Annotated in this window: 14 protein-coding genes; 6 read left to right on the forward strand and 8 right to left on the reverse strand. The window is 41.0% G+C overall.

Going from position 1 to position 11608, the window contains the following annotated elements:
* Nucleotides 1-2: 2 nt before the first annotated feature.
* The 8 genes from IGI46_RS17355 to IGI46_RS17390 form a co-directional block, all read right to left on the reverse strand.
* Entirely contained in the window at nucleotides 3-1334 is a 1332-nt protein-coding gene (locus tag IGI46_RS17355; protein ID WP_429964196.1) for a hypothetical protein, read from the reverse strand.
* A gap of 62 nt (nucleotides 1335-1396) precedes the next feature.
* Nucleotides 1397-2368 (reverse strand): signal peptidase I, encoded by a 972-nt coding sequence (locus IGI46_RS17360; RefSeq protein ID WP_429962575.1) that lies wholly within the window; start codon nucleotides 2366-2368, stop codon nucleotides 1397-1399.
* Between the two features lie 13 nt (nucleotides 2369-2381).
* Nucleotides 2382-3476 (reverse strand): glucosaminidase domain-containing protein, encoded by a 1095-nt coding sequence (locus tag IGI46_RS17365; RefSeq protein ID WP_429964198.1) that lies wholly within the window; start codon nucleotides 3474-3476, stop codon nucleotides 2382-2384.
* The gene (locus tag IGI46_RS17370; protein ID WP_429964199.1) at nucleotides 3466-3780 is read right to left on the reverse strand and encodes a hypothetical protein; all 315 of its coding nucleotides are present in this window, start codon (nucleotides 3778-3780) and stop codon (nucleotides 3466-3468) included. The genes IGI46_RS17365 and IGI46_RS17370 overlap by 11 nt, the downstream gene beginning before the upstream one ends.
* On the reverse strand, nucleotides 3777-4241 hold the full coding sequence (lepB, locus tag IGI46_RS17375; RefSeq protein WP_429964200.1) for a signal peptidase I: 465 nt from the start codon (nucleotides 4239-4241) through the stop codon (nucleotides 3777-3779). Before lepB ends, IGI46_RS17370 begins: the two co-directional genes overlap by 4 nt.
* 51 nt (nucleotides 4242-4292) lie before the next feature.
* Nucleotides 4293-5447, reverse strand: coding sequence for a hypothetical protein (locus IGI46_RS17380; protein ID WP_429964201.1), 1155 nt, complete (start codon nucleotides 5445-5447; stop codon nucleotides 4293-4295).
* A gap of 14 nt (nucleotides 5448-5461) precedes the next feature.
* Nucleotides 5462-6379, reverse strand: coding sequence for a hypothetical protein (locus IGI46_RS17385; protein ID WP_429964202.1), 918 nt, complete (start codon nucleotides 6377-6379; stop codon nucleotides 5462-5464).
* Between the two features lie 402 nt (nucleotides 6380-6781).
* Nucleotides 6782-7888 carry a tyrosine-type recombinase/integrase gene (locus IGI46_RS17390; RefSeq protein ID WP_429964203.1) on the reverse strand — a complete coding sequence of 369 codons (1107 nt, stop codon included), beginning with the start codon at nucleotides 7886-7888 and terminating at the stop codon, nucleotides 6782-6784.
* 732 nt (nucleotides 7889-8620) lie between these two features.
* Between IGI46_RS17390 and IGI46_RS17395 the strand changes: the two genes are divergently transcribed.
* The 6 genes from IGI46_RS17395 (at nucleotide 8621) to IGI46_RS17420 (ending at nucleotide 11518) form a co-directional block, all read left to right on the forward strand.
* Entirely contained in the window at nucleotides 8621-9346 is a 726-nt protein-coding gene (locus tag IGI46_RS17395; protein WP_429964204.1) for a hypothetical protein, read from the forward strand.
* A 391-nt stretch (nucleotides 9347-9737) separates the two neighbouring features.
* Complete coding sequence (locus IGI46_RS17400; RefSeq protein ID WP_429964205.1) at nucleotides 9738-9953, forward strand: hypothetical protein; 216 nt, start codon at nucleotides 9738-9740, stop codon at nucleotides 9951-9953.
* Nucleotides 9954-9955: 2 nt separating this feature from the next.
* The gene (locus tag IGI46_RS17405; RefSeq protein WP_429964206.1) at nucleotides 9956-10198 is read left to right on the forward strand and encodes a DUF2922 domain-containing protein; all 243 of its coding nucleotides are present in this window, start codon (nucleotides 9956-9958) and stop codon (nucleotides 10196-10198) included.
* Nucleotides 10199-10325: 127 nt separating this feature from the next.
* A complete protein-coding gene (locus IGI46_RS17410) occupies nucleotides 10326-10712 on the forward strand; it encodes a hypothetical protein (protein WP_429964207.1) in 387 nt (128 codons plus the stop codon).
* A 58-nt stretch (nucleotides 10713-10770) separates the two neighbouring features.
* Entirely contained in the window at nucleotides 10771-11352 is a 582-nt protein-coding gene (locus IGI46_RS17415) for a DUF2922 family protein (protein ID WP_429964208.1), read from the forward strand.
* An 85-nt stretch (nucleotides 11353-11437) separates the two neighbouring features.
* Nucleotides 11438-11518, forward strand: a complete 81-nt coding sequence (locus IGI46_RS17420; protein WP_429964989.1) for a type I toxin-antitoxin system Fst family toxin — start codon at nucleotides 11438-11440, stop codon at nucleotides 11516-11518.
* The last annotated feature ends 90 nt before the right edge of the window (nucleotides 11519-11608 follow it).

The following is an 11608-nucleotide window of genomic DNA, read 5'->3' on the forward strand; positions in this document are numbered from 1 at the left end:
GCTTAGATGCCTGCTTTAAGTTTGGTTACAATTGTCAACGTATCGCCTGTTGGTGTTGAACCGCCACCCAAGTGCCAGCCCGCTGAATCAATTAACGCATCAGCATTAGCTTGAACGGCTTCCATTTTTACAACTAAGTCGTACGAAGCATTGGTATATTCTGCGCCCATTGTACTTTCAAAGACTAGTTTTTCCAATAAGTTCTTGGTTGTTTCGCCAGATTTTACTGGAACAGTGTAATAGAACCAGCCATCGTCTTTGTTGTAGACCCACTTGTCATTGCCTAAAGTAGCGACATCTGTTACATCTGCACTATAGCCGATCCGAATCTCACTCTTACCTAAACCATTTGTATCTGCTTGAACACCTTTTTTACCAGTTGCTGTTGGGACTTGATCTCCAACTGTTGCAGGTGTAACTCCTGGCAAGCCAGGAGAAGCTGGCAAACCTAGTCCCGCAAGGGTGTAATCATAATCCACACTGTAACGAACACCAGTTGTTCCTATTAATGCACGACCTGTTACGTTGGTTCCATCTGCATCAGCAAGGGAAGAAGCCGCCCAGTTAACAACTGAATTCTTATATCCATCTTCGTAGTAGCCGTATTCTATATTAGTCAAAGCAAAGTTCCAGTCTTTGGCATCCAATTTGCTGTTTTCAGTGGTAACCGTGATATTGAACTTCATCGATTGGTATTTATTTTTGCTGGCATCGTATGTGCCATCTCCAGGAACATATCCGCTATTATCTGGATGAGAGAAATATTCATGCATTAGTTTCGCTTCATAACTGATTTTCTCAGCACCAGTAACTGCATCGATCGTTTTTCCACCTTTGACCAATAATTTCACATCGTCATGATCAGGAGTTGTTAAACCAGTAATTTGGCCAGCAGGTACTTGAACAAAACCATCTTTGTATGCTTGATCACCATTAGTGTTGATTGGCATATGTTTGCCTAATCCTGAATCATTCGCAACATATTTATATTTAGGATCTGCTTTATCGCCAGTCCCTGTAGTTGCCCCATGCTTTTCAGCACCTAGTTTATTCAAATGCTTCAATACTTCTTCGTAAGACACCCGAACAAATACACTCGCAGTACCTGTATTCGATACCGCAACCTCTTTGGTTGCTTCGGTTCCTGGTACTAACGGTTTTGGTTCCCATGTTTCTTTTACCGTTACACTGTTGTCACTTACTGCGGCAGATTCAGCCCGGTTAATCCGTTGGTCCTGCGCAGTGATCCAGGCAAACGTCCCCGAGATGGCTGCGATTAACGCTAAAGCTGCTGCTGCAGCCATCAGCTTTTTCTTCTTGTTATTCTTTTTCATTTCTTTTTCCTCCTATACATCCTTTTTTTACTTTTTATATAAATACTTGTATGAACAAGCAGTTATACCCCTCTTGGATACTTCGTTTGTTTCATTGGCCGTCTCACTGGTTCTGGTTGTAGAAAATACGCTTTAAGAACCAGGAAGAAGCTAAATGTTGATACCACACACACTAAACATAGCCACAGATTTTCCTGCACAAAGTTCAGGACACTGCCCATCTTGGGAATTACAAAGGCCACTTTTCCATAGATTCTATCCGCAGAAATCGGTGGGTCTTTACTGTTGTTGGCGTCCCCTTTGGTGACAATGTAGTCGCCCTTTTCTCCGTTTAGTTCGTCTAACCGCTCTACCATTCTATGGGTCAGATAGCGATCTCCCTCACCTACTTGGAATGTGACAATATCGCCTTCCTTGACCTGACTGCCATCCGCCATCTTTACCAATACAATATCTCCCGCATAGAAGCCTCTTGAAGGTGAATCTGGCTGTGGCGCCATCGAATTGGTCAAAACTTGGTAGAAACGATAGCCAAAGATCGCCGCATCAGACTTCTCACTAAAGGCAAACATCAAGGAACTAAGCAAGATGCCAATCGTTAACGTATAGAAAAACAAATTGTAGAGAAACAAAAAGATTTTCCGGTTAGTCGATTTCTTTGCATTTTGCAACGGTTGCGCTGATTGTGGAGGAGTCATTTTCCGTTGTGGTCTCGCCCCTCTAGGGGGAGACATCCGCTCACGATCATACGTGTCATAAACTGGCCGCGAGTTTCGTGGTGCCAACCGATTGGACGGATAGTTTTCTGAATATCTACCTCGAGGATTTCCTCGCTGTCCATTTATTCTTCTATCCGATTCTCCATAATAACGTTCCTCTGATCGTCTCGGATAAGATCTTTCACGATCCGAATACTCTTCTTCATAGTCAATCCTTTGCGGTGGTCGTCGATTAGAAGGGGGACGTTCACCACTGTAAGGTGATTGTTCTTCATACTCATAGTCCCGTTCTCGATACCCTCGTTGTCTCGACATGTCTCCCCTTCTTTCATTGTGCCGTTCGATTGCCTGCCACCTCTTTTGCTGGTCGTTGAGCAATTGGTGGAAGGAATACCACTGATTGCTTAGTTTCGCTTATCAAAATCTTTGGTTCCTCCGTTGTACTTGATTCAGTTGGTTCATTTTCTTTTTCGGTTTGGGTTGCAGGTAGTTCTGCACTCTCGGTAGGCCTTTCCACCAGTGTACTTAGTTCTTCTACACTTGGTTCTGCATCATACGAAGTTAACTGATAGGTTTCAATCAATGCATTCAACTTTTTATCGTACGAAGTATCGGTCGCATACTTTCCTGTGAGTTCTTTAGTTGCTGCCTGGTAATTTTCTACGTATTCTTTCCAAGTTGCTTGGTAGAAACTAGCGTTGCCTGAGATTCCTTTTTTCAGTAAAGCTGCATAATCTTCTAAGGATTCTTTGTAGCTGGGATACTGTCGAAAAACCGATTGAATCGTGTACAACTGACCGTTTCCTTTATCTTCTTGGGTATTAAATGACACGTTTTTTCCTTGATAACTCCCTTTGATCCCAAACAAATTATGATGAGGCGGTCTTGCTAATTGGCTGTTGCCGGAACCTGTTTCTAAAATTGCCTGAGCAATCATCACTGAAGCATAGAGCCCTTCATCCCAAGCAATGATTTGTGCATCTTTTCCAATAGAGTGGATAAATTCTTCAGTCGTTTGATTCTTCACTACTGAAAACTGATAATTTTCCTCCACTTTTACGGTTGGTAACGTTGTTTGAACTTTAGTAACTGTTTCTGGCATATTTGATGGGGAGACAGTGGATTTTGTCGTCTGGATTTCTGTTCCTTTCGTCATCTCCCTTGCTGTCATCGGTGAGTCAGTAGATTCTCTGACCACGCTACTGCTTTCTTCTATAGAAGAAACAGTCTCATAAGCTCCAGTTGACTCTTCATGTGCTTCACTAACAGTTATCGAACTGCTTTCAATCTTCGGCACTATTTCTGATTGATCCGAAATGGACTCCTGCGTTTCAGCCGATACCGTTTGTCTCACTTGGATCTGATTGCTTGTGACTAGACAGAGTCCAAGGATGAAACACCCCAACAAAACTTTACCCTTCACCTTGTTTCCGCCTTTCCTGCGGTCGTAGTTGTGGATGTTCTCTTGGTCTTCTTGGTCGGGTTGCTGCCTGCTTCAGCTTCATTAAAATTGAGTGATAGTGTAGTGCTGTCATTCTCAAATAAACAGCTAGTAACATCAATAACAGTAGAAGGAAAAGCTGGCTGACCGTCACCACATCTTGGAAATCTGTAAAGTAGAAAAAGATACCTAGTACCAACACACCCAGCAAAATGACTAGCGAAAAGAGCCAATAAATCCAATACCAGAAGGTGTACCATTCAATTTTTTCCTGCAGTGTCTTCATTCAATTCGTACTCCTTCTTTGACGACGCCTAAAATTTGTTCTTCGGTAATCAAGCCAAAATGGCGGCTATCTTTGGAAATAGTGCGATTGTCGCCTAAAATAAAGTAATAGCCTTCTGGAATCTTGTCTCTGGAGAACTCATTCCAGTTAAAGTCTTCCGTTTCTTTGGCAAATTCATCTGAAACAAGTTTTTTATTCACGTATAATTGCCCATCCCGATAAGTTATTCGTTCATTTGGCAGTCCAATGATTCGTTTCAAATAAAGACCCTCTGGATTCTCCGGTGGATGCAGCACCACAACATCGAAACGTTTGGGTTTACGATGTGATATGATCTGAACCACCTCCTGCTCCTTAAATGTTGGATTCATCGATTCGCCGCTGACTGAATATTTTGGATACATCCAGTGGTACATACGAAACGAACTGAAAAAAAGTAAATAACAACAGATAAAGACCATTCCCATTTTTGCTGGAAGAGACCAGCGATAAAAAGTCGAAAATCTTTGACCTCAGCCAACCTCCTGAGCTTCTTTGACTGGTGCATCTCGTTGTTCTCGTACCATTCGTTCCAATAGCGCACTTTCTCCTTGCAAAAGATCAAAGTAAGCAGCTTTGCTCAATAAATTGTCATAATCCATCTTCATTAGCTTTACGTAAGGCTTCCTGAACCATGGACGAGCATGTACTTTCGCCCGCGATTCAATTACTTGGCATTCATACAAAACAAAGTGAATGTCTCTCGTCGAAAGATTGGCTTTGATTTGTTTCACCTGATCCCGCTCGTAAACTAATTTATTACCGGTCACCGTCATCTTTTCAGATTTATTTACCAGCTCACCGTTCAAGTTCCACATCTGTTCCAAAAACCTGGCCTTTTGAAGCAAATACGTATATTCTCGCAAACTGATCTTGATCCGTTTATCCCAATCGTTCTCTTCTTTGTTTTCTCGTTCAAAATATTGAATCCCGCTGTAAAGCATGGATAATTCCAGCTTTTCAATCACCATTTCTAGTTTTTGATTTACAGCTCGCAAACGGGCTTTACTTTGACTTTCCTTCTTTACTTCTTCTTGTTGAACTCGCGCAACATCCTTCGCCTGTTCTTCTGCTTGCTTAATGGGAACGACTGCACTCGTTTCTGATGCTTCCTTTGTTTTAGGCGATACATCTGACAAGTGTTGTCCAGCTAATTCCAGTAATAACTGTTCTGCCCGTTCCAAGGCCTCTTCGGGAGATAAGGGGAATTGTTGGGTCAGACTGTCTTCTAGATGAATGCCGAAAGGAAAGCCGATTTCTCGAAAAGCCAATGGAATAAAATCAAAGCGATAGACTTGTCGGCCATATTTCGGCTCTTCTGTTTGTGCCTTTATCCAAGCAAATTGGGGAAAGAATTGATGAAGCGATTGCCAAAAGCTAGTCCAATCGAAATAGCCAGTTGGCACTAACAGCTCCACATGATAACTGCTGTTCATCAAACGAAATAATTGTTCAAAATGCTGGTAAATCTTTTTCCGCTGGTCCTCCGTCAAAGTGCCATGCGGTGCATACAAATACTCACACGCTCGTTCAATTTCCTCTAACAACGACTGTTTACGCAGCTCCTCTTGCATAATGGGCGCAGGAGTGGGGTATAAGGCGAGTTGATTCTGTGCTTGCTTCACCAAAAACCACCCCTCTTCTATTCGTCATCCAATAAGTTGTCGCTTGTCGCTAACAAACGTACAAAAAATTGGGTCGTTTCTTCTTGTACCGAACGCAGACGCTTGCGGTAATTTCTAATTTCTTGCTTCATTACGCGTAACTCTAATGACGCATCGTGAATCACCTGATGGGCTTCCTGTTCAGCTTGGCTGCGAATCCCTTTGGCTTCGTATTCTGCTCGTTCCAAAATTGCCCGTTCTTGTTTTTTCGTTTCAATCAGGATCGTTGCCAGTTCTGCCTTCATGTCCTCGTTTTCTTTTTGTGTTTGTTTCAGTGACTCAATTTGTCGTTGTGCTTGCACCAAAGCCTCGGTTTGATTGGTTCGATCGTCTTGCAGCTCCGTGTTCAACTGGGCCACTTGATCTGTCAATTTTTGAATCTGAAAATCTTTTTCTGCTTGCAGATTATTCTGCTCGTCTTCTTTTTCTTCACGAAAAGCTTCTAATTGTTGTTCAGATTTCGCTTGTTGTTCGTGTAATTCTTGCTCCTTTTCGGTCAGGGTAGTGGCCATCCCAGTCATTTCCGTTTGTTTGACTTCCAGTTGATGTTTTAACTGAGCGACAGTTTCTTCCAAGCGTTCCACTTCCTGTTGCAGCTGAGTATCTGGTTCTTTCCGAGATTCTTTTTCAGCTTTTTGTGCTGGAAAGGACTCCATATCTTCTTCATATCGGGCATCGTATCGTTCATCTACAGGTGCAGCTGTCCGTCTTCTGGAGCGATGCTCCCCGCGATCATACCCACTAGAGCTATCAACAGGACGTTCATAGCCTTCCTCTTGATACGAGTCATACCCGTAATCTTCTTCATATCCTTCGTTGTCGTATTCATCGTAATAGTAATCATCTTGCGTTGATTCTTGATAAGCATTCTTCTTTTGCTTGCCTAAACCGAACATATGGCTTTCCTCCTCTATGCGATTTCTCTATCTATTCATCTATACTTTGATAAATATTGTTTATTCCTCTATACTTTCTTAAAAGCACTACGCTCGTTTTGCTTTTTTTTACTTGGTATTAGAAATACTAAGAACCCCCTCAGAAACCCTTTTACAGCAACAAAAAAAACCATCCTCTGACGAAGCATGACGGTATAAAAGTATGGGTACTGGTCAGTAAATAATTTTTATTAAATAACAAGGAGACTAAACAAGTGTTTTCAATTTAAATAACGTATGTTATATTAAAATATCGCGTTATCTTGCGATTTCACACTTCGGAAAGCGCTTACTTGAGTTAGGCAAACTGTTTCCCTCCGGAAGAGAAAAATTCTTTTTTTAAAAACGTTTTAATTTAATAACCTAACTAATCGCCTGTTCCATTTGTACGACTACTTGGATTTGTTGCTCCATCAATGAGCCAGCATAGGTATCTAACGTCATTTGGGTAGAGCTGTGCCCCATTAAAGCACTCACACTCATAATGTCGCCTTTGCTCTCCAAGCAACGGGTCGCAAACGTATGGCGTAATTGATGGAAATGGATGGTTGCCAGTCCTGCTTTTCGACGTAGCTTATGGAAATGGTAGGTAATCAGTCTCGGCTCGATCGGTTCGCTCTTATTGGAGAGAATAAATTCTCCTTTTGCCTTCTTCTTTCGTTCCAACAACACCTGCCGCAACAGCTTGCTCATAGGAATCGAACGGGTCGAAGTAGCTGTCTTAGAGCTCGAGTAGAGCAAGCCTGTCTTTTTTCCAGAATATAATCCTATAATTCGTTGAAAGGTGGATCGTACATGGATAAGGTTGTTGTCAAAATCAATATCCTGCCAAGCCAAAGCCGCTGTTTCGCCAATACGAAGACCGGCATGCAGTGCCAACAAGGTTGGCAAACCTCTGTCCTTTTTTTCTGATAAAGCTGCCGTCTCCAGCTTTTTTTGTTCTTGTCTAGTGATGGCTTGATTTTTCCTTTTTTCCACTTTGGGCAACTTCACAGATAGGAATGGATTTACGTTGATTCGTTGTTTCCGTAGCGCATTGGCCAAACACTGATTCGTAATCCGAAAGATTACTTGAATGGTGGAAGGCTTCAGCTTGCGCTGCAGCAAGGAGGCTAATAATTCTTCTCCCACTGCTTCATCCAATTCATTCAAGCTATATTCGCCTATCGCAGATAAGACATAGCGAACCAGTTTATGCTCGTAGTTGGCATAGGTCGCCGGTTTAACGGTTGGTTGAACATCATGCAGCCAGATATAGCCCCACTCCCGAAGAGAGATAGTAGCATCTCCCTGAACGTTTTGAATCAGCTGATATTTCACCTTCAACGGGTACAGCTTTTCCCGCACCTGGGTTAATGTCTTTCCGTAGACAGAGCCGTACAAAAGTTTGCCATTCGATTTTCTTCCTTTTTTATACCTTCCTTCCCATCGTTTGTCTTTCCGCCGATAGATATTTTCTCCTCTGCGCATTTTGTTACTTCCCTTCTATAAAAAGTACGGTTTTTTGACGGCTAATAGGATCACTCGATTTCTTCGTGTTTTTTTGCAAACACGTCTATCAATAATTACAAAAACGACCAAAAAAATTCACTTTAATTATTTTTTCAAAATATATTGCGTATTTTTTCAGAGTATTCTATAATTAGACTAGTAATTAGCCATTGATAAATAAAAAACATAACTACCTATTAATAGTCTTCTGAAAACTTCTTAGTATTTCTAATACCAAGAATTTTTTTATTTTTTTAAAATAACTGTATTTATTTAATCAACTTGTTTTTCCTTAATGTTTTTTATCCCAATTCCCCTAAAGATAATTATTACACAAGAACAATCATTAATAAAATTAAATTTGATTAAATGCCCTATGAAGGAGTAAATTAATGTTTATTGTATCTACATCCCCCACGACGTATTTTTAACTTTTGGCAGTGTTTTTAGTTTATAATCGTAGATGTTATGAAGAGAGTCGTCTCTTTCTCTTCTAACAATCAATCGTATGAAGATGCCATGGCCAAATGAAAGAAACTGAATGAAACTGCGTCACGTCTCAGTAGCAGGTAGTGATAGGGCCCTATTCATTGCCAATTGTTTATGAACGAGTACTTTTCACGCGCGATAAAAAGTACCGATGATCGATTCATTTATTCCCCATTTCGCTGGCATCCCACAAAAAATGAAAAATGCAGGGGTGACAAACATATGTACAAACTAACAACTACATTTGAACTGCTAAATGAAAACGATTTAGCTGTAAAACTGGACGCTTTTCCAGAAAACCACGTACCATCTTTGGTATTTCCTATGCCCGATCGGAATGAAAGTATTCTTTTCTTTCAAAACAAGCAGTATCATCAATCCAACCAAACCCGAACCACCTTACAAAAACATGCGAAAAAAATGAATTTTCTAGATTATTCTGCACTCGCTCATACCCTGAGACGGTTCGACTGTTTCAGTAAACGAAACAGTCCAATGGCTAGTTTGTCTTCGGTCATTTTCCCATTGGGACAGCCGCAGCATAGTCCGTGGATCAATCCGGTGGAAATTAAGGAGCTGAAAGAAAAAGGCCTATTCACGCTTATTCATCTAGTGAATGGCTCAACAATCCAAACGACGCTAACCATTCGGACAATTCGAAACCGATCTGAGCAGGCGTTGTCTATTCTTTCATTGCTTCAACGCGATTACTTACAGTCGTCTGCTGCTTCGCCTTTATCAGTTCTGCAGCTGCCGGATACTCCGTTTCTGCGCTCCCTTAGTCAACGAGCGCTGCTAAAAAAATTTCCACTTCCAGTTGGCGCCTTGAAGGAAGCCTATGAAAGGGACTATGCGCTGCAAACATTCTTACGGCTTGGTCGTTCAATCGATCCAGCAGAATGGAATTATGAGACCTTTTCTGATTTACTGACTAAACTGATCAACTAATTTTATTGCTTTATACAGGTTGCCTTCGTTATCTTATTCCCCTTTCGGGAAGCGAAGGCAACTTTTTTTGTCTGCCCTTTCTAGTCATTTCACATTACAAAATCCTTTTATACGAACCTAAATGACACTTATTTTCACAATCATCCCTCTATTTTCCTTGGAAACAATACTTTTCTTTGACCCCATAAATACGACACTTTTTCTTTGACTGAAACAAGCAAAACCCTATTGAATCAAGATTTCTCGAAATTTTCATGGTCGTATTTGTAGGGTCAGGTACCTATTTGTACAGTTTTCAAATTTTTGTTATTCAAGTATGGTTTAATCACCGGCCGGGAAACACAACAAGCATCACCAAATAAACCAAAAACAGAAAACGGAGGAATGAACATTGATTCAAAAGTTAGGCACAAAATTACAGGTACAAATCGAACAAGCAGGGGAAGACAAACAGAAGAAAGTAAATTTTTCAAATGTGATTGATAATCCACCAGAAGAAGATGTGGTGAAATTAGGGGAAATTATGGCAGAGCTATCCCAGCAAGACAGTTCACTAGACAGTGTGATTATGACTGTCCAATCAAGAATTATGAAGGAGGTTGAATAAGCATGAATCGAGTTGTTAAGTTAGTTTCCATTTTTAGAAATGGGGCAGGAAAATCACAAACCTGGAGTTTGAGCAATCCAGACACTACTAAGGCTCCCTCACAGATCAAAGGACTGTTAGGAGAACTGGCTCAATTGAATTTGTTTCAGAAGGATGGGATTCGTTTATTTGAAACAGTTGTTAGTGCGAAGTATGTCGAAACGATTGAAACAACGATCTTTGAAGAAGAACTTGTTGCACGGTAATTGAATTTTTGAGAAGCTGCGGCAGACGTGCCGTGCTTCTCTTACTTAATGCATTTAGCTGGATTTCCTAGGTATCCAGCTTATCTACAAATTATCTACTATTACAAATAAAAAGGAGAAATTTATTATGTCAGAGCAACCCTTCACCCACCAACAACTATTTAACCTTAAACTCGAAACCATCGAGCAAAGACTCATGGAATACTATCAGGAAACCCAAAATGGCACCATGACCATCAAACTATTGCTTGCTTTACGTGTACGTTATCAGCTTGGTGCGAAGGAGTTCGCTCTGGTATTGCAGGATTTAGTTCGTTACTTATTTATGAATACTAAAGCAACGAAAACCATGAAGCAGTTTTTCTGGTATTTCGTGGATTATTTTGAAACCAGTGAATTACGGATACTGGGCTTAAAACTGAATCCTGTTCGCAAGTTTATTGAAAAAACCAAGTCTCTTATAAAATCAGTAGCTAAGATTTTCCAAAACGATACGGACTCTGAAGCCACCTGAAAATGATACTTACTGTCTGTCTCACCTACGCAAATAAAAACCGAAAGGAGTTAAGTAAATGATCAAACTAGTATCCACCTTCCTGAACAGCGAAGGCAAAACGCATAATTTTACTTTTAAAAATCCGGATACTACAAAAAGTCCGGAAGAAATCAAAGAATCACTGAATTTGTTAAGCAGCTTAAATCTATTTGAAAAAGATGGCGTTGGCCTATTCCAAGAAGTAGTGAAGGCCAAGTATGTAGAAACCATCGAACGACCAATTTTTGAGGGAGATGAATTGTTCGGTGAGCCAGCATCGATTGAAGATATCCCAGAAGAAGCGACCTTACCAGAAGAGGTTGATACTGCCAGCCTTGAAGAGCTAAAGGCCAAAAGCTCTTGGCGTGAATTGCCGCAAGTACCGAAAGTCTCCTTATCTTCCTCAGCTAAAGAGGAAGTTTCTATAGATGAATTAAACGAAGCACCTGAAACTAATTTCAAAGCACTTACTATAGAAGAAACGGATCAAAAGATTCCTAATTTGACAAATGAGCCTTCCAACAAGCCGTATGACATAGTCAAAGAAATGCTCCGGCGAAAGCTGCGAAGAAGGAAAAAGGAAGAAGAGCGACAGCATTCACCGGATTCTTCCTCTTGAAGCTAGTTTGATCCAGCGTAGGTACGGACCAGATTAGTCGGATCACTGCCCTCCACTGAAAGGGGGTGATGGTTTGCGATCCTTGATGCAATACATTTTAGCCCCTATTTTCGTGGGGCTGGTTATTGCTTTGTTTAACCACTGGTTAGACGGTCACGATCCTTGAAAATTGAATAAGCACAACTACCTGCGAAGATGGCGCCCTTCGCAGGTAGGGTGTTCCAGCTTAACAAATAAATTTTTGTTTCTATATAAA

It is taken from the genome of Enterococcus sp. AZ163 (assembly GCF_050498925.1).
Lineage (GTDB): Bacteria > Bacillota > Bacilli > Lactobacillales > Enterococcaceae > Enterococcus_A > Enterococcus_A ferrettii.